19 protein-coding genes and 3 pseudogenes are annotated in these 23040 nt (G+C 38.5%); 16 read left to right on the top strand and 6 right to left on the bottom strand.

The annotated features are described in order from the left end of the window. Positions 1-9: 9 nt before the first annotated feature. Both BS1321_RS03770 and BS1321_RS03765 read right to left on the bottom strand, forming a co-directional pair. Positions 10-1191: an NAD(P)/FAD-dependent oxidoreductase gene (locus tag BS1321_RS03770; protein WP_094246575.1), complete on the bottom strand. Its 1182-nt coding sequence runs from the start codon at positions 1189-1191 to the stop codon at positions 10-12. Positions 1192-1226: 35 nt separating this feature from the next. After that, positions 1227-1664 (bottom strand): helical membrane plugin domain-containing protein, encoded by a 438-nt coding sequence (locus tag BS1321_RS03765; RefSeq protein WP_094246574.1) that lies wholly within the window; start codon positions 1662-1664, stop codon positions 1227-1229. A gap of 1198 nt (positions 1665-2862) precedes the next feature. Between BS1321_RS03765 and BS1321_RS03750 the strand changes: the two genes are divergently transcribed. The 9 genes and pseudogenes from BS1321_RS03750 (at position 2863) to spoVK (ending at position 12776) form a co-directional block, all read left to right on the top strand. Beyond that, a complete protein-coding gene (locus BS1321_RS03750; protein ID WP_063236409.1) occupies positions 2863-3318 on the top strand; it encodes an SMI1/KNR4 family protein in 456 nt (151 codons plus the stop codon). A 105-nt stretch (positions 3319-3423) separates the two neighbouring features. Beyond that, positions 3424-4131 (top strand): response regulator transcription factor, encoded by a 708-nt coding sequence (locus BS1321_RS03745; RefSeq protein WP_063236408.1) that lies wholly within the window; start codon positions 3424-3426, stop codon positions 4129-4131. Beyond that, entirely contained in the window at positions 4128-5189 is a 1062-nt protein-coding gene (locus BS1321_RS03740; protein ID WP_063236407.1) for a sensor histidine kinase, read from the top strand. The genes BS1321_RS03745 and BS1321_RS03740 overlap by 4 nt, the downstream gene beginning before the upstream one ends. 97 nt (positions 5190-5286) lie before the next feature. Continuing rightward, positions 5287-6063: an ABC transporter ATP-binding protein gene (locus tag BS1321_RS03735; RefSeq protein WP_063236406.1), complete on the top strand. Its 777-nt coding sequence runs from the start codon at positions 5287-5289 to the stop codon at positions 6061-6063. After that, a pseudogene (locus tag BS1321_RS28690) lies at positions 6041-6523 on the top strand (FtsX-like permease family protein); the annotation flags it as partial. The gene BS1321_RS03735 and the pseudogene BS1321_RS28690, both read left to right, overlap by 23 nt. A 2018-nt stretch (positions 6524-8541) precedes the next feature. Beyond that, entirely contained in the window at positions 8542-9864 is a 1323-nt protein-coding gene (locus BS1321_RS03725) for a sensor histidine kinase (protein ID WP_063236404.1), read from the top strand. 407 nt (positions 9865-10271) lie between these two features. Next, positions 10272-11192: a tRNA (adenosine(37)-N6)-dimethylallyltransferase MiaA gene (miaA, locus tag BS1321_RS03720; protein ID WP_063236412.1), complete on the top strand. Its 921-nt coding sequence runs from the start codon at positions 10272-10274 to the stop codon at positions 11190-11192. A 3-nt stretch (positions 11193-11195) separates the two neighbouring features. Continuing rightward, complete coding sequence (hfq, locus tag BS1321_RS03715; protein WP_034313436.1) at positions 11196-11429, top strand: RNA chaperone Hfq; 234 nt, start codon at positions 11196-11198, stop codon at positions 11427-11429. A gap of 390 nt (positions 11430-11819) precedes the next feature. Further along, on the top strand, positions 11820-12776 hold the full coding sequence (gene spoVK, locus BS1321_RS03710) for a stage V sporulation protein K (RefSeq protein ID WP_063236403.1): 957 nt from the start codon (positions 11820-11822) through the stop codon (positions 12774-12776). 37 nt (positions 12777-12813) lie between these two features. On the opposite strand, the gene BS1321_RS03705 is transcribed toward spoVK, so the two are convergent. After that, positions 12814-13422: a trimeric intracellular cation channel family protein gene (locus tag BS1321_RS03705; protein ID WP_063236402.1), complete on the bottom strand. Its 609-nt coding sequence runs from the start codon at positions 13420-13422 to the stop codon at positions 12814-12816. 168 nt (positions 13423-13590) lie between these two features. Between BS1321_RS03705 and hflX the strand changes: the two genes are divergently transcribed. The 4 genes from hflX to glnA all read left to right on the top strand — a co-directional run bounded on the left by hflX (position 13591) and on the right by glnA (position 18101). Beyond that, positions 13591-14844, top strand: coding sequence for a GTPase HflX (gene hflX, locus BS1321_RS03700; RefSeq protein WP_063236401.1), 1254 nt, complete (start codon positions 13591-13593; stop codon positions 14842-14844). Positions 14845-14856: 12 nt separating this feature from the next. After that, positions 14857-16125 carry a methionine gamma-lyase family protein gene (locus tag BS1321_RS03695; RefSeq protein ID WP_063236400.1) on the top strand — a complete coding sequence of 423 codons (1269 nt, stop codon included), beginning with the start codon at positions 14857-14859 and terminating at the stop codon, positions 16123-16125. A gap of 197 nt (positions 16126-16322) precedes the next feature. Next, positions 16323-16727 (top strand): MerR family transcriptional regulator, encoded by a 405-nt coding sequence (locus tag BS1321_RS03690; protein WP_053345434.1) that lies wholly within the window; start codon positions 16323-16325, stop codon positions 16725-16727. A gap of 39 nt (positions 16728-16766) precedes the next feature. Then, positions 16767-18101: a type I glutamate--ammonia ligase gene (gene glnA / locus BS1321_RS03685; protein WP_063236399.1), complete on the top strand. Its 1335-nt coding sequence runs from the start codon at positions 16767-16769 to the stop codon at positions 18099-18101. A 117-nt stretch (positions 18102-18218) separates the two neighbouring features. Here glnA and BS1321_RS03680 read toward each other — a convergent pair. From BS1321_RS03680 to BS1321_RS03670, 3 genes and pseudogenes are all read right to left on the bottom strand, one after another. Next, positions 18219-18726, bottom strand: a pseudogene (locus BS1321_RS03680) (site-specific integrase); the annotation flags it as partial. Positions 18727-18932: 206 nt separating this feature from the next. Then, on the bottom strand, positions 18933-19421 hold the full coding sequence (locus tag BS1321_RS03675) for a C1q-like domain-containing protein (protein WP_094246573.1): 489 nt from the start codon (positions 19419-19421) through the stop codon (positions 18933-18935). Between the two features lie 128 nt (positions 19422-19549). After that, positions 19550-20122, bottom strand: a complete 573-nt coding sequence (locus BS1321_RS03670; protein WP_157732797.1) for a hypothetical protein — start codon at positions 20120-20122, stop codon at positions 19550-19552. Between the two features lie 216 nt (positions 20123-20338). On the opposite strand from BS1321_RS03670, the pseudogene BS1321_RS28070 reads away from it, so the two are divergent. From BS1321_RS28070 to BS1321_RS03655, 3 genes and pseudogenes are all read left to right on the top strand, one after another. Continuing rightward, positions 20339-20500 (top strand): annotated as a pseudogene (locus BS1321_RS28070) (ATP-dependent DNA ligase); the annotation flags it as partial. Between the two features lie 258 nt (positions 20501-20758). Next, positions 20759-21115, top strand: a complete 357-nt coding sequence (locus tag BS1321_RS28065) for an ATP-dependent Clp protease proteolytic subunit (RefSeq protein WP_232522768.1) — start codon at positions 20759-20761, stop codon at positions 21113-21115. A 636-nt stretch (positions 21116-21751) separates the two neighbouring features. Continuing rightward, positions 21752-22933, top strand: coding sequence for an alpha/beta hydrolase (locus BS1321_RS03655; protein ID WP_198319688.1), 1182 nt, complete (start codon positions 21752-21754; stop codon positions 22931-22933). Positions 22934-23040 lie beyond the last annotated feature (107 nt).

Genomic DNA, 23040 nt, shown 5'->3' with positions numbered 1-23040 from the left:
ATCTTAAAATTAATAAGCCAGGCTGAATAGGGCTTTGATGTGTGATAGATAGCGAACATTACTTGCTTCTTTCATCAATGTAGCCGGCAGACCTTTAAGGGACGTGTTATTTGCCCCAACGGTTGCCACCGCATCCTTACGTCCAAGGCTCGCAAGTGTACCTGAGTTTACAGGTGAAAATTCTTCAAGTTTCTTGCCTTCAAAGGCTGCATATAGGTTGTATCCAACAAGCTCACCCATTTGCCAAGCATTTTGTGCAGTAGGAGCGTATGGACGGCCGCCTTCTGGAGGGAAGGCAACGGCACTGTCCCCGACAACGAATACGTCATTATGGGATTTGGATTGCAAGAACTCATTAACGGTTGCTTTGCCGCGATCCACTTCAAGGCCTGATTCGCCTACGATAGGAAGAGCCGCAACTCCGCCTGTCCAAACAAGCGTATTGGCAGTTATCGTTTGTCCATCTTTCAATTCGATTTGATTTCCTTTAACACCCGTTACAGGCAGACCTGTCAAGAATTCAACGCCGCGTGCTTCCAAGCTTGTCATCGCACGTTCGATTAAGTGATCAGGCAGGACCGGAAGGATTTTTGGACCAGCTTCAACAAGCTTGATTTTCAAATCCTTGAAGTCCACTCCGAACTTTTTAGCGATTTTAGGGAAATGATCCACGATTTCACCGATTAACTCAACGCCCGTCAATCCGCCGCCGCCGATCACGATGGTTGCGTCCGCTTCATTATTGGTTTGTGCATATTCGCGGATGCGATCTTCGATATGTTTGTAAATCTTGTTTGCATCATTTACGGATTTCAAGACCATGCTGTTTTCCTCAAGTCCCGGAATGCCGAAGAATCCTGTTTGGCTTCCCAAAGCAACAACCAGGGCATCATAAGATAAAGTGGAACCATTGGCAAGTTTCACTTCTTTGTTATCGACTGAGAAAGACTCCACTTTGGAAATGATAAGGTCGATATCTTTTCCTTTGAAAAGCTTTTCCAAAGGAATGGAAACGGCTTGTTCAGAAATGGATCCGCCTGCAAGACGGTGCAATTCGGTGATGATTTGGTGCGTTGGAAATTGATTCACCACTGTAACCTGAACTTCATCTTTATTGTAATATTCACGTACGGATAAGGCAGATAGCAATCCTGCGTAACCTGCACCTAAGATGACGATTTGTTTTGACATAGTTAATCCCCCGTTCTTACTGAAAGTTTATCAAATTATTTTTGGTTTTTACGTTCTGAAGAGACTTCAAGAAAAGCTTGGGCGAAACGGAAAAGTTTTTGTGCTTGAGGATCTTTCATCATCCTTAACAGACCAAAAAGACCGATTACATCATTATTCACATCAGCACGATCCTTAGCTTCGATGGCATTAGCCGCAAGCCCTTTTACTGAATGTACTACAGGTGTCGCAATCTCCGAAATGGCGCTGACCGTATCATTTTTCAAAACATCATCAGTCGCAACCGATTGAGCGAAATCATAAGACTTTGTTAAAATATTCACTAACTCAGTCAGTTTTGGTAACTGCTCAACTAAAGTGTTCAATGATTCCTGAACCTCAGGCTTTAAAAGCTGATCAAGGATATCCAATTGTTCTTGGTTTGCAGAAATATTAAGTGTTTCATGTTCAGGTTTTGAGACTACATCTACCATATCTAATTCCCCTTTAAACTTAATTATTTTGATTTATGTGTTTTCCGCCGATACTACTAATCATACGACTCTAATCTCTTAATTTCAAATATTTCTTTTGTGATACGAATATAATTTTTATCGTTATAATAAAGAGATATTAGGTGGGCTTTATGATTTATCTTAATATTCCAAAAAAATATTAAGATTATTCTGGTTATAATACCTTAAATAAAGAGACATCCTATAAGATTACGAATCGGATTCACCGCATTTTTAAGAGGAACAACCTTGTCATTTCCTATAATAATAGATCTATAGGTTGTCCAAACAATAATGCCAGTTACCGGCAGCGATTACTCTGTGAATATGTAGACATCTTTTGTTTAGCATGTATGTTTGTTTTGCTATAATGTCCATAATCTGTGAATATGCCATTCCTGAATGAGCCTCAAGAATTTTTTATCCGATTTAGGGTAAATAATATTATCGGAATTGGAGATGATGCCCTTGGTAGAACGCAGGATGTTAAAAGTACGTGGTGAGATTATCGAAATATCCTCTAGGTATAATGAAAAGTATAGTAAATGGAATTGTACAGCTAAAATTCCCAATAGTTCCATCATTGCTTATTGTCGTGATAAGAATAAGCTTCGTGCTGAGACAGTTTCTATGAGCAGGTTATTAATTACTTATGATGACTATAAAGTTGTCTGAGATGTAATGGGATTAATTCATGGCGCACAACCTCGAAGATGATGGTTGGGCGCCTTTTTTTATTGAATATTATAAGGAAGAATGAATAATGCTAAGTTTCATTTATCTGCGAAATCGGGAATATATCTTCGAAAATGGACATATATCTACGAAAATACCTGATTTATCTACGAATTATACGATTTATCGATTTTTCGGTAAAGACTCTTTTTTAAAAAAAGCTATTTTCTTAATGAAAAGAAACGAAATTGTCAAAAAAAATATCAGAAAATACTGAAAAGGATAGTAAAATTATGTTAATATATTTAAAAAAAGTATTATTTTCTAAGTAATTATGAATAAATTATTTTTAAGGGATCTCCATTAAGAAAAGTAAATTTTAGATTAACAGAGTTGTAATGGAGTGTAGAACCCGGCCATTTTATAAACTGCAATTAGCAAGTGAAATAGAATAAGATTATCAATTGATTTTACTACAATAAAATGAAATGGAGTCGATACAATGGTGAATATTACTGGATATGGCAAAGCGACACAAGAAGCAGTGAATAATTTTCAGGAATTTGTGGGTTTTGAAATCCCTGCAGATTATAAACAATTTCTACTTAAGTATAATGGCGGCACAACTGCGGTTCAAAACTGTAAGTTTTATGTGGATGGATTAGACACACTCGTTTGCTTAAATGTACTTTATGGATTAGAGCTTCAAGATAAAGAACGGGATTTACAGAAATGGCATGAAGAAAACAGAAAAGACTTACATAAGAATTGCATTATAATAGGTAATGATACATGTGCAGGTAAAATCTTGCTGATAAATAACGAAGAGGAAAAGGGAGTTTACTTCTGGGATCAGGGTTGGTATTCAGATCCATCAAGCCAGGATGAAAATATTTATAAAGTTGCATCCAGTTTTAAATCCTTTATTGAGGGATTGAAAATCCCGGAGGAAATCTAATTTTATTGAAATCCCCTTGATTGGCTCATACCATTCAAGGCTTTTTATTTTCATTTCAAAAGTCAGATTAATATGTAGGATTGTCATGTTAATGAGGAGAAAAAGATGTATAAAATATTATTGGTTGAAGACGATTTCAAAATAGCTGGAATCTTGGTCAATTTTTTAAAAAGGTATGGGTATGAGGTTTTTGAAGTGAAGCAACTGGACCAAGTATTTGCGGAGTTCCAAGAGATAAAGCCAGATTTGGTTTTATTGGATATTAATCTGCCCTTTTATGATGGATTCCATTGGTGCCGACTAATAAGGACGGTGTCAAAGGTTCCCATTATATTCATCTCTGCAAGGACAGATGAAATGAACCAAGTCATGGCCATTGAATATGGGGGAGATGATTATTTAACCAAACCGTTTCATTTGGAAGTGGTACTAGCGAAAATAAAGAGTGTCCTACGTAGGGTTTATGGTGAATATGCGGAAATATCTTCATTAGACCACCAAATAAAGGAAATGGATGGATTAACGCTTTATACGGAAAAAGCGATGATTGAATATCAAGACAATCAGGTAACGTTAACTCAAAATGAGTTGAAATTATTGAGTTGTTTACTACGACAGTATGACACCATTGTCTCGCGTGAAGATTTACTTGAAGCATTATGGAATGATGATTCATTTGTTGATGACAATACATTGACCGTCAATGTCACAAGGGTACGGAGAAAACTAGAGGATATTGGCGTAAAGCATGCCATAACAACCAGCAGGGGAAAAGGATATCGACTAAAAATAGTGCAAGGTGAAGAAAAGTGAAGCTAAAATCCTTTATTATAGACCGTCTTTATTTTATATTTTATACCGTTCTATTGGTAAGCCTGCTTATTATTGCTTATTCATTAGCCGTTCTGGAAGCGGGGAATCACATATCGATTTCAAATATCATCTATTTAATTATTCTCGCGTTGTTTATGATGATTCTATTTTTAGCGGCCGATTACATAAGGCATTACCGTTTTCTTAATCAATTAGCAAGGATGAAGCAAGAACCAAGCTTGTCGTTTGAATATGTCGAAGCCTTTAGGGACCCCTTGTCAAATGAACAAAAGTTGTGGATGGAGCTTTTTCAACAAATGAACCAGGAAACAATTGGACAATTACAAGAACAAGTCAAACAGAAGGAGCAATATGAGCTGTTGATTCATCAATGGGTTCATCAAATGAAGACACCTGTTTCAGTCATTTCCTTACTGATTCAAGAAGGCAGAAGGACATTTTCGAATGAGCCGATGAAGGATTATCTTAAAGAGATAGAAGAAGAAAATGATCGATTTCGCAGAGGGCTGGAAATTATATTGCATGGAGCAAGGCTGCAGCGTTTTTCGGAGGATGTAAAATCGGAGCGGGTTGACTTAATTAATCTAGTCAAGCAAGTGATTAACGAGGAAAAAAAACAGTTCATCAAACGGTTCATATACCCCAGGCTTGAAACGGAGCTTGAGAATTTATATGTGCATTCGGATCGTAAGTGGCTCCACTTCGCCATTAGTCAGGTGATCTTTAATGCACTGAAGTATTCAAGGCAGGAAGAGCATGACAGCATAACGTTCAACTTTGTTGAAAAAGAGTCGGAGATTTTCCTAAGGATAACAGATCAGGGAATTGGAATTGCCCCACATGATGTAAAACGAGTGTTTGATCCATTTTTTACTGGAGAGAACGGGCGAGTCCAACAAGAGTCAACCGGAATGGGACTATATCTAGTGAAGGAAATCGTCAAGAGACTTGGGCATGGCGTTACCATTCAATCGACTGTATCCGAAGGGACTACTGTGGAATTTCTTTTTAAGATAAATACCTTACATGAAAGGTGACAGAATTGTAAGGGTGTTAAACGATTATGTAATAAACTTCGATGGGAGCCTCCCGCTTTATTCATTATACTTACGGTAAGAAAGGGAGGTATTCAGGATGTCGATTTTAAAAGCGGAACAACTATCCAAAACTTATTTTCAAAAGCAGGGGAATTTATTTCATAAAGCGTTACATAATTTCACCATGAATGTACAGAAAGGGGAATTTGTCGGAGTGATGGGTCCATCAGGCAGCGGGAAAACCACTCTGCTTAACTTAATGGCCACGATTGATAAACCCACCACAGGTAAAGTCATTCTAAATGATCAGAATCCTAATGAATTAAACAATCAGGACCTGGCTTTGTTTCGCAGGAGGGAAATTGGATTTGTATTTCAAGACTTCAATCTTCTTGATACACTTACCGTTCGCGAAAATATCCTTCTTCCTTTAGCGTTAGATCAGTATAAACTGCAGGAAATGGAAAATAGGATAAGCCAATTGGCGAACCTTCTTGGTATAGAAGGGATATTAGAAAAGCGGACTTTTGAAATTTCCGGAGGTCAGAAGCAACGAACAGCTTGTGCAAGAGCGATCATTCATGAACCTTCCATTATTTTAGCGGATGAACCTACTGGTAATTTGGATTCCAAATCTGCCAAGCAGGTAATGGATACCCTCACGACACTTCAAGAGAAAAAGGGAGCAACAATCCTCATGGTCACTCATGACCCGACTGCCGCCAGTTTCTGTGACCGGATTCTATTCATAAAGGATGGCAAGTTCTTTTCGGAGGTTCACAGCGGAGGGGAAAGACAGAGCTTCCATCAAAGGATTTTAGATACGTTAAGCGTTTTGGGAGGAGTCTATCATGAACATCCGACTTCTCGCTAAGAGAAATATCCAAGGAAATGCACAACGTTATCTAGCATATTTTTTCAGCATTGTCCTTTCCGTCTCCATTTTTTTTATTTACGCATCATTTATCTTTCATCCTGATGTGGTCCATGCGAATATCCCTGGGGGACAGCTAATTAGTAGGGGACTCATTGCAGCTGAAATCGTGATCATCATATTTTCAGTTTTCTTTATTGCTTATTCGAATGCAGCATTTATTCAGCCGCGAAAAAAAGAGTTTGGATTGCTGACACTGCTTGGAATGTCCAAATCCCAACTAAGAAAACTGATTTACCTGGAGCAAACGATGGTTTCCCTCATATCTATCCTGATCGGAGTAGGCTTGGGGTTGTTGTTCTCAAAGTTATTCTTAATGGCAGTTTCTAGGTTATTGGCTGTAGAGCAACCAATATCATTTGTCTTTGTCCCTGAGGCCTTTATTTATACCATTGTTGGTTTCGTTTTGCTATTTCAGCTATTATCGCTCCTTTCATTGTTCCACATTGGAAATGCGGAGGTAGTCGATTTACTAAAAGATAAACAAAAACCAAAAAAGACGCCCTTCGTTTCAAAGTGGTTAATTGCACTATCAGCAGTTTGCTTAAGCATTTCTTATTATTTGGCAGGCACGATGTCGTTGAACAATTCTTATATTCGAGTAATGCCCATTTTATTCTTCGTACTGATCGGCACCTATTTTCTATTCAGCCAAAGTATTGTCGCTCTATGCAGCAGGCTTTACCGGAAGAAGAAAAGCTTATATGGTGGAACGAATTTAATTACTCAAACAAACCTGATATTTAATATTAAGGACTATTCCAGGTTATTCTTTTTGACCTCGATCATTACAGCCGTGATTTTGACATCTGCAGGAACACTTTTCATGTTCAGTGCAGATTTAAAAAAGCAAGGGGTGGATAACATTCCGCAATCAATTGGCTGGGTTGAAAATGATGCTTCCATTTATTCCGTTATTGAACCATCCGCAGTAGAGAAAACATTAAAGGAAGATGGATTCAAGATCCTTTACGAAGTAAATATGACAGGTGTGCCGATTACTCACATGTTACCTGATATGAGAACGGGAGAAGCCAATGAAAATAGGTCATTATTAATCTCGGAATGTGATTATAACGATGCGGCTGCATTGCGAAAAATTGATCCAGCAAAGTTATCCGGAAAAGAAGCGTTATACATTTTTCCTTATGGAGGACTGGACTTTCAATTCGTCCAAAAGGGAGAACAAAAGGATCTTCACTATGGTAAACAAATCATACAGGTAACAATGACCGGTCAGCGCAATCAATCCATAGTCGCACCCATAAAATCAGCAACGACCCTGATGGTAGTCGATGATAAGCTGTATCATGAAATCACTGCTGATGTTCCTTTAAAAGAGATGGTAAGAGTACGAGGGTATGAAGTTAAAGATTGGGAAGATTCAATGGAAACATCTAGTGAAATCGAAAAAATGTCTAATAATCCTGATCATAATCAACTGCAAACAAGAGCTCCGATTTATCAAGAAATGAAACAGGGAAGCATGTTGATTCTTTTTATCGGCTTGTTTGTCAGTTTATTATTCTTTATCGTCCAAGGGAGCATGATGTATCTGCGAGTTTTTACGAATTTAGAAGATAAAAAAATCCAAATTCATGCCCTACATCGATTGGGACTGACAAAAAAAGAAATACGGCAAATTTTAAGTGCGGAAATACGTATCCTCTTTTTCGCTCCATTTCTGATAGGGATGATTCATGCCATAGTCGCCTACGTGGCATTAAGCAATTTATTGGGATCCAATTTGTTTGTCTATTCGGCTGTGGTCATCGTAACGTATTTTCTTTTTCAACTGCTATATTATCAAGTAACTAAAAAGATGTATGAGCGGGCAGTCATTAATTCGATTAAATAAAAGCTATCATATGTAAATGGAATCAGGGGATCAGGCTCTGATTCCATTTTTTTAATTAAGGAAATCTTCTCGTTAAAATGATGTTTTCCTTAATGAAAAATTAGTTAATATGCACTATTGAAAGAGGAGTAGTCCGCTATTTTTGTGCAATTTAATACAATAAATATTAATTATGGTGTGATTTTACATATGGAACCTCTATGTTCTTGTAATATTTTCATATAAAGGGTAAAATTATTTTTTTGAAGCGGAAATACCGAACACAACTCTTTTATTTTTTTCATTTTCTTATAAAAAGTTATATTGATATAATTAACTATTTGGGAATAAAAAGTTTTATTGGTAATAATTATTAGTTGATTTGGTGTAGATTAAAATATGAAAAGTTAAAGGATTGAAAATTAGTGGGTGATCTGTTAATTACTTGATTAATTATAGTATTATATGCCTGGGATGATAGAGAATATTAGATTTATCTCTATTTCTTTGTCCCTTTATATAGTAAACTCAGAATAGGTTCGTTAACTTTTAGCTGCTAGAGATGAGGTAAGTTTAATCCTATGAAAAATAAAAAGTTAAGGGCATTTCTTTATTTGACCATTCTTTTATTGATTGTTTTCATTCTTCTAAATATGTTTTCAACATATTTAAGCATTAAAAATTCTGTACAAAAATCTGTTGCTAATCAAAACTTGGTAGCTGCTAGATCTATTGCCGACTCGATGGATATAGAAGCCTATCAGCGATTTCTTAATAACCAAGTAAAGAGCCGGGATTATAGGGATATAAAAGCTTACTTAGAGGATGCCCGTGAAAAAATAGGAGCATTATATGTTTATACCATCATGATTGATAATCCGCGAGTATCTAAAGCTATGATTACTGGATTTTCTAAAGAACATAAAGGGGATTTTCCTATCGGTGGTGTATGTACTGTTCCGTCGGAGCAGGTCAAACAGGCGTATGAAGGGAAAAGCTTTATTACCGGGATTCTAGAAGATCCGGAATATGGCGAGTATTTGACTGTGGGAGTGCCAATGAAAAATCAAGATGGCACCATTGTTGGTTTTTTGGGCATTGATATGAGCGTAGAAGATATTAATGCCATTAACAGCAAGGTATTGAAAAGCAGCATTGCCATTCTTATTTATAATGGTGGATTTGTTATCATGCTGCTGGTTACCTTTTTTGTCATTCAAAAATGGTATCAAAAGGAACTGACACGTGAAGTGGGGGATACGGAAGATACGTATCAATCAGAATTTCAATCGCTCATTGCTTCAGTCCGCTCATTAAGGCATGATTTTTCCAATCATATTCAGGTGATACATGGACTGCTTAAATTAGAGGAGAACGCAAAAGCACTTGAATATTTAACCGGTCTTTCAAAAGAAGTGCATTCGATTGAATCGATGAAATTGGATGTGATTCATCCGGGCTTATCTGTCCTGTTAGAGACTAAAAGGCTCTCGGCTCAGAATTATAACATCGATATTGAGATTGATGTTTCAACCGAATCCTTCAATCGGGTCAAAACAATCGATTTGATAAAATTATTATCAAATGTTATCGACAATGCTATTGAAGCAACAATTGAATTGTCAGAGCAAGAACGCCGAATGAATATTGCCTGCAAAGCTGATGAAGAAAAGTATACGTTTATGGTCACGAACACCGGACCAATGATTTCAGAATTAGATCTGGAGAATATATTCGCCAGCGGTTTTTCAACCAAAAAGGCACAAAAGGGCAAAGTTCGCGGACAAGGATTGTTCATCGTTAAAGACTTAGTGAACAGATATGATGGAGATATTCATGTACAATCCTCTGAAAAAGAAACGACCGTTACGATGGTCATACCCGTAAATGGAAAAATTGGCTAAATTGATCCAAAGGAAACACAATTGATAAAAAGGTATGATTCCTCAAATGTAGAAGGAATCATACCTTTTTTTACGATTCTATTATCGGGATTATATTCCCCTTCTACAATGAGAAGGGGATTTAAAAATCACGTTTTTTCTCCATTGTCGCAAATGGAGCTGTGAGCTTCAAATGTATTTTTCAATATTTTAGACTCTGACAATCTAAGAGATATAAAGATGACAATTATTACGGGGAAAAAGTTGAATAAAAGTACCTGAATTGGACATAATGGGTTGATGTTTAGCTGCTTTCATCGAGATTATGATAAGATAGGGAAAAAATCATTTAAGGCAGTGAGATTGTGAAACAACAAAAAGGAAAACTTCTCGTTATCATTGGGCCGACTGCTGTTGGCAAGACAAAGATGAGCATTGAGATGGCAAAGTTATTTAATGGTGAAATTATTAGCGGAGACTCCATGCAGGTTTATAAGGGGATGGATATTGGGACTGCAAAAATCAAGCGGGAAGAAACAGAAGGAATTCCTCATTATTTACTTGATATTAAAGACCCTGATGAACCATTTAGTGCGGCAGAGTTCCAGGAGCGGGCTAATGCTTGTATCGAGGATATCCAAAGCAGAGGTAAACTCCCTATTATCGTCGGTGGAACAGGATTATACATACAATCGGTCATTTATGATTATCAATTTTCGGAGGCACCATCCGACCCGGTTTATAGAGAGGGCCTCGAAAAACAGGTAAGGGAGTTAGGGATTGATCCTGTTTTTGAACAATTACGCAGCGTTGACCCGGAAAGCGCGAATCGGATTCATCCTAATAATGTAAGAAGGGTGATCAGGGCACTTGAGATTTTTCATTGTACTGGTAAAACGATGAGTGAGCAGCTGAATGAACAGCCTACAGAATTGAAATATGATACGTGCATCATTGGATTGACAATGGAGCGTGAAAAGTTATACCAACGCATCGATCAACGTGTTGATGGAATGGTAGAAGAAGGGCTGATTCAAGAGGTGGAGTCATTTTATGAAAAAGGTTTGAGGGATTGCCAATCGATCCAGGCTATAGGCTATAAAGAAATCTATGATTTTTTTGACGGAAGGGCTTCATTGGATGAAGCGGTTGAAACATTAAAGCAAAACTCCCGTCGATATGCAAAAAGGCAATTGACCTGGTTTCGGAATAAAATGGATGTAATTTGGTTTGATATGACCGATCTCGAGGGTTTTCCAAAAAAAATACATGAAATATCTGGATTTATAGCAGGAAAGCTTTTCAGTGAAGGCGAATACATAAATTTAGAGAGAAAAGAGGAGGACTAATACATGAAACAATCAGTAAATATTCAAGATCAGTTTCTTAATCAATTACGTAAAGATGGTACGTATGTGACGGTATTTTTATTAAACGGGTTTCAGATTAGAGGACAAGTGAAAGGGTTCGATAATTTTACCGTTTTATTTGAATCAGAGGGCAAACAGCAATTAGTCTATAAACATGCGATCTCTACATTTGCTCCACAACGTAATGTTCAGATTGATTACGAAGTGAAGGAATAATCATATATATGAATGTAAAAAACAGGTTTAGCTTATAGCGACCTGTTTTTTTTTGCATGCACTTCTCTGTTCTTTTTCTAAGAATCGATAATTTTACGTACCTGTTTTGAATATATATTTAGGGACGGATTATTTTCCGGGAAACCGCAGGAAATGACATTAACCCATATAAATTGGTGAACGGGAATGGAGTTTGTCGTAACAAATCCTCCAAGGAAAAAATCCTGTCAGAATAAGTCGCTTTTCAAGAAGGGAATTAGGCTTAATCATGAAAAGAAATAAACGAATTTTCCGATGGGTTTGTTTTGGCTATGCAGCATATGCCTATGACCATCATAAATCGAAAATTGTGGTGTTAGAGTTAGGGTCCAAGATGGAGAGGTGAATGCATTGGAACAACCGATCCGTATGAAAAATAACGGGCAAATCAATATTGTGTTTAATGCGGAAAATAGAAAAGCGCTACAAAAGGATCTGCCGATAAAAGAAATTTTGGTGCAGGAAATCCCCCACCAGCATGTGGCATTGAAAGAGATTGAAGATGAGTTGAAATCGCTGGTCGGAATGGAAGAAATGAAACGGATGATAAAAGAGATATATGCCTGGATTTACATCAATAAACAACGTGAGGCAAAGGGGCTGAAGACTGGCAGGCAAGCGCTGCATATGATGTTTAAAGGAAATCCCGGAACAGGGAAAACAACGGTTGCACGTTTAATCGGTAAGTTGTTTCAAAAAATGAATGTACTTTCGAAAGGGCATTTAATTGAAGCGGAGAGGGCGGATTTGGTCGGGGAATACATTGGTCATACTGCCCAAAAAACAAGGGATTTAATTAAAAAGGCCATTGGCGGGATCTTATTTATTGATGAAGCCTATTCCTTGGGAAGAGGCGGCGAAAAGGATTTTGGAAAAGAAGCCATAGATACTCTTGTCAAGCATATGGAGGATCGGCAGCACGAATTCATTTTGATCCTTGCTGGATATTCGAGGGAAATGGATTATTTCCTCAGCCTAAATCCTGGCCTTCATTCCAGGTTCCCGCTTGTTATTGATTTTCCGGATTATACGATTGAACAGTTAATGGAAATAGCCGATCTGATGCTACAGGAAAAGGAGTATCTAATGAATCGGGATGCCGAAAGGAAATTAAAAGAACATCTAATCATATTACGTTCATTCCGGGGGCCTATTTCATTTTCTAACGGACGCTATATACGAAATGTACTTGAAAAGTCGATTAGGGCGCAGGCAATGCGGCTTTTACTGGAGGATTCGTTTGAAAAATCCGATTTACTGACGCTTACCAGCCAAGATTTGATTTTCGAGGATGATGAGAAAGAATGACATGGAAAAGCCCACCAAGATGGCGGGCTTTTCAAATTTATGTTTTAGGCACCCATTTTTTATTAGGAAGATGCCAATTATTGGTGTAAGAAAGGACTCGCAATATCGTGATGACGGCAAAGAGCGAATAAAGCTGCCATGACTGGGATAATACACCACTGCCTAAAGCCAAGCCTGCAATGATGGCCCATACTACATAGATTTCTTTTCTGAAGACCAATGGCTTTCTTCCGGCCAGCACGTCACGGATTATCCCGCCGCCGCATCCAGTTAATGCAGCTGATACAATGATGGCGCTTATTGGATGATTAAGTTCCACGGCATACATAGCCCCTTGGATGGCAAAGGCTGAAAGGCCAATGGCATCACTGAAGTTTCCCCATCTGTCCCAGTGCTTTGAAAGGTTTGTAGGAAAAACGAAAACGATGGTGATGGATACTAAAGCGATGACAAAGTAGAAACTTTGATCCCATAACGCTGAAACGGGGACACCGATCAGCAGATTACGGATTGCCCCTCCCCCAAAGGCGGTTATGATTCCTAAAATATAAACTCCTAAAATATCATACTCTTCTTCCATGGCGATGATGGTCCCGCTAATAGCGAATGCAATCGTACCTATTAAGCTTAATACTTCCCATGTCATATGAATGTCCCTCTATGTCTTTTCGATTTTGATAGTAAAGCCAAATTTGATTTTAGCATGTTATCGGAATTTTTAAAACGGTTAAAAGCTTCGTTTTGAGGAAATTTTTATATATTCAATTTTTTTGTTATGATTAACTAAAATCTTCGAGAAGGTGGTGCATTTGATTTGGAAGAAGCAATTAAGGAAACGGCCGTGTTGATTGGGTGTCAAACAACTGAGACCAATGAACGTTTTGAATATTCACTCGATGAGCTGGCTTCATTGGCGAAGACGGCGAATGGTGAGGTTTTAATGACCATTAGCCAGAAAAGGGAAAGTGTCGATCCGGCTACATATATAGGAAAAGGAAAAGTGGAGGAACTTCGGAATCTGGAAGAGGAGCTGGAGCCGGATTTATTTATCTTTAATGATGAACTATCTCCGAGCCAGATTCGGAACCTTTCAAAACAATTGGATGCAAGGATCATTGACCGGACACAGCTAATATTGGATATATTCGCTCAGCGGGCGCGATCCAGAGAAGGGAAGCTGCAAGTTGAACTTGCTCAGCTCCAATATTTATTGCCGCGTTTGGTCGGACAGGGTACGGCAATGTCCAGGCTTGGAGGCGGAATCGGCACCAGGGGACCAGGGGAGACGAAGCTGGAAAGCGACCGCCGCCACATTCGTGGGAAAATAGATGAAATCAAGCAACAATTAAGTGGCATAGTGAAGCATCGTGAACGCTATCGTGATAGAAGGAAACGTAATAAGGCATTTCAAATAGCCCTTGTGGGATACACGAACGCAGGTAAATCAACGCTGTTCAACCGTCTGACGGAGGCGAATTCATACGAAGAGAACCAGTTATTCGCTACGCTGGATCCCATGACACGAAAGGCGATTCTTCCTAGCGGATTTACCGTGCTGCTGACGGATACGGTTGGATTCATTCAAGATTTGCCGACATCTTTAATTGCTGCATTCCGTTCAACCCTGGAAGAAGTGAAAGAAGCGGATCTATTGCTCCATGTGGTTGATTCCTCAAGTACAGATTACTTTAATCATCAGAAAACGGTGCATGATTTACTAAATGACTTAGATGTCCCTTCCATTCCACAGCTAACGTTGTATAATAAGAAAGATAAGATTCACGCAGATTTTGTCAGGTCAGCCAGTCGTGCTTCATTAATGATCAGTGCCTATGAACAATCAGACCTGAATCTAATCATGGAAGAAATTGAAAAGTACGTGATTGAAGAAATGGTCCCGTATCATGTTTTCCTGCCATCGAGTGAGGGTAAACTATTATCACAGCTGAAAAATGAAACCATATTGCGCACTCTCTCCTTTAATGAAGAATCGGAAAGATATGAATGCAAAGGTTTTTGTCTAGCTGATCATCCAATAACCGGGCAGCTGGAGAAATATTCATTATAAAGGGGAATTTTGATGTATCAGCAGTTAACAAATGGAGAAGTGTTGAAAAACATTGCCCAGGAAGTGGAAGCAATGATTTCTCCGTTACATAAGCAAGTGGACGAACGAATTGAAGAAAATCAATTTCGTGTATTACAAAGTTATCAAGCACATAGAGTGAGTGATTCCCATTTCATCCCGACTACAGGGTATGGATACGATGATATGGGCCGAGATACGCTGGAATTGATATATGCAGATGTTTTTGGAGCGGAGGCTGGATTGGTGCGCCCCCAAATTATTTCTGGCACACACGCCATCTCAACCGCTCTGTTCGGCATATTGCGCCCAGGGGATGAATTGTTATACATAACTGGAAAGCCGTATGATACTTTGGAAGAAATTGTCGGTATCCGAGGATCGGGTATTGGATCTTTGCGTGATTTCCAAATAAGTTATAAGGCCGTTCCGTTAGCGGAAACTGGAACCGTTGATTTCGAAGCCGTCAAACAAGCCATTCAACCAAATACGAAGATGATCGGTATACAACGGTCAAAAGGGTATGCTACACGACCTTCCTTTACGATTGATGAAATAAGCGAAATGATTTCCTTTGTAAAAGACATTAACCCTGAAATCGTCGTGTTCGTGGACAACTGTTATGGAGAGTTTGTTGAGACACAAGAACCATGTCATGTCGGAGCGGATTTAATGGCAGGTTCACTCATTAAAAACCCCGGTGGCGGAATAGTGAAAACCGGTGGCTACATTGTTGGTAAAAAGGACTTGGTTGAAGCTTGTTCTTATCGATTAACATCACCAGGAATAGGGGCGGAAGCAGGTGCGTCGCTTTATAGTCTGCAGGAAATGTACCAAGGATTCTTCCTTGCACCGCATGTAGTGGGCCAAGCTGTTAAAGGAGCTGTATTCACAGCTGCCTTTTTAGAAAAACTCGGTATGAATACATCTCCTAAATGGGATGCGAAGCGAACTGACTTGATTCAATCCGTCCAATTTGATGACCGGGATAAAATGGTTGCCTTCTGTCAGGCCATCCAATATGCATCACCAATCAATTCGCATGTGACACCATATCCTGCCTATATGCCAGGATATGAGGACGATGTAATCATGGCTGCGGGCACCTTTATACAGGGGGCAAGCATTGAGCTGACGGCAGATGGTCCGACAAGGGCTCCATATGTTGCCTACGTTCAAGGCGGATTGACATATGCCCATGTTAAAGTTGCTGTATTGACTGCTGTGAATGCGCTAATGGACAAAAAGCTGATTCAATTGTAAATGAAATTAAGTTAGGTATGTAATGGGAATCCAGATACAATTGGATTTCTGTAAAAAACAATTGTCATAATATTTGAGTAGTATCAAATCATTTAATTTTTCTGATAAAAACACGTCATAAAATGTAACATCATATTGACAAGTTTAATAACATGATATATGATTATTTTAAGTTAAACAAAAGGAGGATGCTAAGAATGAGCGGCAACAACATTCGGCGTTCGATGCCTCTTTTTTCCATCGGAATCGTCATGCAGCTAACTGAGTTGTCTGCACGCCAAATTCGGTATTACGAAGAGCATCAACTTATTACTCCTATGAGAACAGATGGAAATCGTCGGGTTTTCTCTTTAAACGATATCGATCGACTGCTTGAGATTAAAGATTTAATCGAACAAGGAGTCAATCTGGCCGGCATAAAAAAGATTTTCACTGTAAAGGAACAGAATTTACCTAAAACTCAAGATTTAGAACAAGCGGAAAAAATAAGACAGGACCTTAGTGACGAGGAGCTTCGCAAGCTTCTGCGTGCCGAGCTTTTACAAGGAAGCAAGCATCGAACATCTCTTAGACAAGGGGATATGTCTCGTTTTTTCCAATAAAAAATATGATTTATGAATGATTATTAGGGGGAATAGAAATTGGCAAAGTTCACACGTGAAGACATCACTCGTTTAGCGAAAGAAGAAAATGTTAAGTACATTCGTTTACAATTTACTGATATTTTAGGGACAATTAAAAACGTTGAAATCCCAGTCAGTCAATTAGAAAAAGCACTTGATAATAAAATGATGTTTGACGGATCTTCCATTGAAGGCTTCGTACGTATCGAAGAGTCTGATATGTACCTATATCCTGATTTAAATACATGGGTTATCTTCCCTTGGACTTCCGAAAAAGGTAAAGTCGCACGTTTGATCTGTGATATTTACAATACGGATGGAACACCTTTTGATGGAGATCCACGTGCAAACCTAAAACGTGTTCTTGCAGAAGCAAGAGAAATGGGCTTCACAGATTTCAATCTTGGACCTGAACCTGAATTCTTCCTATTTAAACTGGATGCAGCAGGCGAGCCGACTTTAGAATTGAACGACAAAGGCGGATACTTTGACCTTGCACCTACTGACCTAGGAGAAAACTGCCGTCGTGATATCGTTCTTGAGCTTGAAGAAATGGGATTTGAAATCGAAGCATCCCACCATGAAGTAGCTCCAGGACAACATGAAATTGACTTTAAATATGCAGATGCAATCTCAGCTTGTGATAACATCCAAACATTTAAATTGGTTGTTAAAACAATTGCCCGTAAACATGGTTTACACGCAACATTCATGCCAAAACCATTGTTCGGTGTTAACGGATCTGGTATGCACTGTAACGTTTCTCTATTCAAAGGAAACGAAAACGCATTTTATGATACAAAAGGTAAATTGGAATTAAGTAAAACAGCTGAGCAATTTATCGCAGGTATCATTAAGCATGCTCCAAGCTTCACTGCGGTAACAAACCCAACTGTTAACTCATACAAACGTCTAGTTCCTGGTTACGAAGCTCCTTGTTATGTTGCATGGTCCGCTAAAAACCGTAGCCCATTAATCCGTATCCCAGCTTCACGTGGAGTAAGTACTCGCGTAGAGGTACGTAGTGTCGATCCAGCAGCAAACCCATACTTGGCACTTGCAGTTCTGCTGAAAGCTGGTCTTGACGGTATCAAGAACGACTTGACTCCTCCAGCTCCAGTTGACCGCAACATCTATGTTATGAATAAAGAAGAGCGTGAAGAAGTAGGTATCGTTGATCTACCAGCTACTTTGTATGCTGCATTGGAAACATTAAAATCTGATGAAGTAATCAAAGAAGCATTAGGTGAACATTTACTTGAACACTTCATCGAAGCAAAAGAAATCGAGTGGGATATGTTCCGCACACAAGTTCACCCATGGGAACGCGAACAATATATGTCAATGTATTAATATCTCAAACCCTTGGCACCTCTGGTGTCAGGGTTTTTTTATTTGGTGGGCAAATCTAAGTTAAATAAATGAAATAGATATTTGCCCACCATTTGTCCACCAAATTTATCGAAAAATTTAATCGATTATTGCCTTGGTGTATTCTTCAAACTTGTCCATGTTTTTCTTTTCGAGTTTTTTGCTTATATGGGCGTAAACATCAGAAGTAATAGCAAGGCTGCCATGACCTAATCTTTCCTGAACATATTTCATATCGGCTCCAGCTTCTAGTTGGAGCACTGCATGTGTATGACGTAAGGAGTGGATGGGAAGAGAAGGCAACTCAGCTTTTTTTAGGATACGACTGAATGCATTAAATAAAGTAGACTTTGGCATGAAGCTGCCATCATCCCTGCACAGTACTAGATTTAGATCATGGTGGTATAATTCATTCAAGGTAAGTTTATGTTGGTTTTGATGCCGAAGGTGATGTTGAAGCACTTGAGTATGTGTCTGGCTAATAGAAATAACCCGCTTAGAATTAAATGTTTTTGGATCGCCAAACAGTTCTTGTTTGGATTTAGCTTTAAAATCTAGAGTCTTTGTTATAGAAAATGGTTTGTTCTTTTAAATCTATATCTGTCCATCCCTTTTATCTTTTAAAGAACTTACGCACCTTGGTTGAACAGGATTTTTTTATTTATGTTCTTTAATTGGCATAAACCCAAAATCTAGATGCAAAAAAACCGGAATGGTAGATGGAGTGAATGTAGGTACCTCTACCGCACTCACTGCTATAACCAACTTTTCCTGGTTAGTCTGTAACATTACTCATATTTATGCCTTTTTTATTTATGCTGTAGGAGACGGGAATCTAGCTCCTTCAAAGCGAGTTGCTTTCCCTGGCAAAAGGACACCCGGAGTTGTACTTGAAGCAAAAACTTCTACGGTATCTCCGGCATTTAAATTCACTTTGGCACTAACTAGAGTGAAATCACCAGAATCGCCTCTAGTAAATTCATCATCAGTACCGACTGATGAACCATTAACTTGAATTTGAACTCGAACCTGATAAGGAACCCCGGTAGGATCAGGGGAAAAATTAAGAGATGTAATAAAAAGATATACACCTGAATTTTTTGCGGTGAAGGTAGAAGTAGATGGGTCATATTCATTTTCTAAGTCAAGTAGTTCATTTGGAAAAAATACCTTAGCTAAAGGAAGTGTTCCAGCTAGTGGTTGAAGAACGGTTGAACCTTGGGTAGCTGCACTAAAAGCTGAATTAGTTTGTGGAATAGAGCGGCCATTTGATGAAGTATCATTGGATACATTTACATTCACAACTGGATTACCTACATTTGAAATAGTATCGGTATCATTTTGAGTCTGGGCCTGAAGTTGAGCTTGGAATTGAGCCTGAAGTTGCTCTTGTTTTTGTTGCTGTTGTTGAAGTTGGAATTGAATATTTTCTAATTTACACTTACAATCATCGTGATGATCATAATCGCAGCGTTTCTTCTTCTTACAACAATCATCGTGATGGTCATAATCGCAGCGTTTCTTCTTCTTACAACAATCATCGTGATGGTCATAATCGCAGCGTTTTTCCTTCTTACAACAATCATCGTGATGGTCATAATCGCAGCGTTTTTCCTTCTTACAACAATCATCGTGATGGTCATAATCGCAGCGTTTCTTCTTCTTACAACAATCATCGTGATGGTCATAATCGCAGCGTTTCTTCTTCTTACAACAATCATCGTGATGGTCATAATGGCAGCGTTTTTCCTTCTTACAACAATCATCGTGATGGTCATAATGGCAGCGTTTTTCCTTCTTACAACAATCATCGTGATGGTCATAATCGCAGCGTTTCTTCTTCTTACAACAATCATCGTGATGGTCATAATCGCAGCGTTTCTTCTTCTTACAACAATCATCGTGATGGTCATAATGGCAGCGTTTTTTCTTTTTACAACAATCATCGTGATAAGACATAAAAATATTACTCCTTTTTTGCTATACTTTAAGTTACTTTTCAAGGTCGCATTCTTTTGGACAATTATCCCTGATTCCTATTATATGAACATTTTCAAAAAATGAATGAGCACTCTCCCTATTTTGATTTTTGATACTAAAGACAGGTGGGATTTATGTATGAAAAAATGGATTTATCAATAATTTTCCATTTGATTTTACATTATCTACCTCAGAGAATATTGTTTTATAAGTGTTACAATTATCTTGAGGTGGTAACTTTGTTTATTTCTCCAATGCTCTTGCACAAAACAGAGCAACCCTTCGAGGACAATGATTTCATTACTGAACTGAAGCTTGATGGAATTCGTTTAATTTTTTCTAAGTTTGATGATCAGATTAAATTGTATACTCGCCACAAAAATGATCTCAACGTTAACTATCTATGGCGACATTGGTGATTCATGTTGGAATGAATCTACTTCTGCAGTTGATGTTGAAAGGGAATTGAAAAACATCACATCAGATACCATTACAGTTAAGCTCAGCAGCGGCGGCGGAGATGTATTTGATGGGATAGCTATTTACAATTAATTGAAAAACCATTCAGCAGAAATTATCGTTCAAGTCGACGGGTTAGCAGCTTCATTAATTGCAAGGGCAGCTGATAAATTAATCATGAATACAGGTTCTATGATGATATGATACATGAAGCTTCTACAGTTGCCTGGGGAACCAAGGCTGATATCAAAAAGACCTTAAATGCTCTTGAAGGAATCGATAAGTCAATTGCTGATATTTACATGACGAGATTCAAAGGAGAACGTTCTGAAATTGTTACATTGATTGAAAATGATACATGGTTCACTTCTAATGAAGCTATGGATGTAGGATTAGCAGATGAAGAAAATGAAGTAAAAGAAGTAAAAGAAGAAACAGTTGATTCAGAGGAATACAAAAATAGTATCCTTGCAAGGTTGCGTAAAAAAGAACAACCGGCACCGGTTGCAGCAAGTACAAATAAAAACATATTGGAAAAATTCAAACGCCAACAATAATAGGCGTTTTTAATTTGTCTAAAAACAGGATGAAAACAAATGAAATCATTACTTAAACTAGATCTTCAATGCTTCACAGATGGGATTAAAAACTTAGATCGTCCTGTAATTGGATAATAAGGTAGAGCAAATCAAAGCGATGCAGAAAGCTTTTGAAAGTGGAGATTCCCAGATTGTTGCACAAAAAGTGGTAGAGAATTATTTTCCAATAGATCACGCATATAGATTTACTATGGAAGTTGTAAAATAATAAAAAGAATAAGAAATTAATTGTTCTAATGGGACACCAGAAAGCCCTAGCATACGACATAGACCACTGCTTGGGGGACCTCTTAGTAACTATAGCTGAAGATCGGAGCTGCCTTAAGGGGAGCCTTTTTCTTTTGCAACTATCGGGGTAGTTTTGAGGAAGAAGGATTCCCTCTTACTCACGAACAAATATTAGAAAAAGCATGTAAAGGTGTTACTGAAGAATTAATATAAGGATCTCACATATAGTAAAATGTGGAATTTTATATCTAAAAGGTATCCCTAAAAATATAGTTTTAATGTTGAAAGGAACCATCAGGTGATACTTGAATTTTAGGTAAAAATTAACATCAAATTCCTAGAGGAAACAAATTAGTAAAGGGTGTGATGAGCATACCACTCGGTTACCTTATTTCTGTGCTTTTTGTCGCTTGGTGCACGTATTTCGTAGTGGCACCATCCAACTTTCCTCGAATTTTTAATTCTTTAGGTTCTTACTTTGGCGTAATAAATGAGTTACCATTCTTTGCACTTTTCTGGTTGATTGCTTCAACTTCGTTAGCCTTTATTGAAGGCGACGTTCATTCTCCGGTTGGGTGGATGGCTTTTGGAATAACAATTTTGGCAGTGGGAATGCTCTTAGTGATTATCCATAGGGGATTAAAAACTTCTCCTGTAGTCAGTCAAGCCATGAATGATAGTCTGGAGAAAAAGTGGCGAACTACTATTAACCCTAAGATTGAGCGGCGATTACAAAAGAAATTTAGTTTCACAGCTTTACTCGGTCCATTCTTTAAAAGACGATACGATATAGAGAGGATTGCAAACATCAACTACGGTAATGCAGGGATGAGAAATCAACTAGATGTTTATCGCCATCGCTCTCATCCGACGGGCTGCCCCACGTTGGTGCATTTGCACGGTGGGGGATTTGTAGGCGGTAAAAAGAACAGCCAATCTCTCCCTCTTATTTACCAGCTCGCGAGCAAGGGATGGGTGTGCATCAGTGCGAACTACCGCTTAAGTTCTGACGTGAAATTTCCAGACCAATTGATTGACATTAAGAAAGTGATTGCTTGGGTACGCGAGCACGGGTCCGAGTACGGTGCTGACCCTACGACGATATTTTTAGCTGGTAATTCGGCAGGGGCTCATTTGACTGCTATGGCTGCACTAACTCCAAATTCCCCAACATTCCAGCCGGGTTTTGAGTTTGTGGACACGTCGATAACTGCCGCCATTTGTCTATACGGCTATTACGGCTATATCGATACAAAACCTGGTTTATTCTCTTCTCCTATGGCTTACAGTGGAAAAGAAGCACCGCCATTCTTCGTGGCGCATGGTGATCAGGACAGGTTAGTGTCCGTGGAAAATGCCCGACGCTTCACGGAGCATCTGCGTGATACCTCATCTAATCCGGTTGTTTATGTCGAACTTCCTGGTGCTGAGCACAATTTTGATTTGTATCATTCCATACGTACCGAAGCAGTCGTGCATGGCATTGAAGCCTTTACCGCTTGGGTTCAAGCCAATAACAAACATGATTCAAATAAAATCTTTCCTTAATTGTTTGCGAAAGTATGTACTTAAGCTATAGGGTACGTTAGCTTAAGATCAGAGCTGTCTATAAGGCAGCTTTTCTTTATGCAACGATCGGGGAAGGGGTGTTGAAG

Origin of the sequence: Peribacillus simplex NBRC 15720 = DSM 1321 (genome assembly GCF_002243645.1) — a bacterium.
GTDB lineage: Bacteria > Bacillota > Bacilli > Bacillales > DSM-1321 > Peribacillus > Peribacillus simplex.
Note: the sequence above shows the minus strand (reverse complement) of the source record. Positions and strands in the feature narration are given on the sequence as shown.

Bases quoted from the DNA above. Each gene is read 5' to 3' on its own strand.
- BS1321_RS03770 (WP_094246575.1), bottom strand. From the start codon at position 1,191: ATGTCAAAACAAATCGTCATCTTAGGTGCAGGTTACGCAGGATTGCTA.
- BS1321_RS03765 (WP_094246574.1), bottom strand. From the start codon at position 1,664: ATGGTAGATGTAGTCTCAAAACCTGAACATGAAACACTTAATATTTCT.
- BS1321_RS03750 (WP_063236409.1), top strand. From the start codon at position 2,863: ATGGTGAATATTACTGGATATGGCAAAGCGACACAAGAAGCAGTGAAT.
- BS1321_RS03745 (WP_063236408.1), top strand. From the start codon at position 3,424: ATGTATAAAATATTATTGGTTGAAGACGATTTCAAAATAGCTGGAATC.
- BS1321_RS03735 (WP_063236406.1), top strand. From the start codon at position 5,287: ATGTCGATTTTAAAAGCGGAACAACTATCCAAAACTTATTTTCAAAAG.
- BS1321_RS03725 (WP_063236404.1), top strand. From the start codon at position 8,542: ATGAAAAATAAAAAGTTAAGGGCATTTCTTTATTTGACCATTCTTTTA.
- miaA (WP_063236412.1), top strand. From the start codon at position 10,272: ATGAGCATTGAGATGGCAAAGTTATTTAATGGTGAAATTATTAGCGGA.
- hfq (WP_034313436.1), top strand. From the start codon at position 11,196: ATGAAACAATCAGTAAATATTCAAGATCAGTTTCTTAATCAATTACGT.
- BS1321_RS03705 (WP_063236402.1), bottom strand. From the start codon at position 13,422: ATGACATGGGAAGTATTAAGCTTAATAGGTACGATTGCATTCGCTATT.
- BS1321_RS03695 (WP_063236400.1), top strand. From the start codon at position 14,857: ATGTATCAGCAGTTAACAAATGGAGAAGTGTTGAAAAACATTGCCCAG.
- BS1321_RS03690 (WP_053345434.1), top strand. From the start codon at position 16,323: ATGAGCGGCAACAACATTCGGCGTTCGATGCCTCTTTTTTCCATCGGA.
- BS1321_RS28065 (WP_232522768.1), top strand. From the start codon at position 20,759: ATGATACATGAAGCTTCTACAGTTGCCTGGGGAACCAAGGCTGATATC.
- BS1321_RS03655 (WP_198319688.1), top strand. From the start codon at position 21,752: ATGAGCATACCACTCGGTTACCTTATTTCTGTGCTTTTTGTCGCTTGG.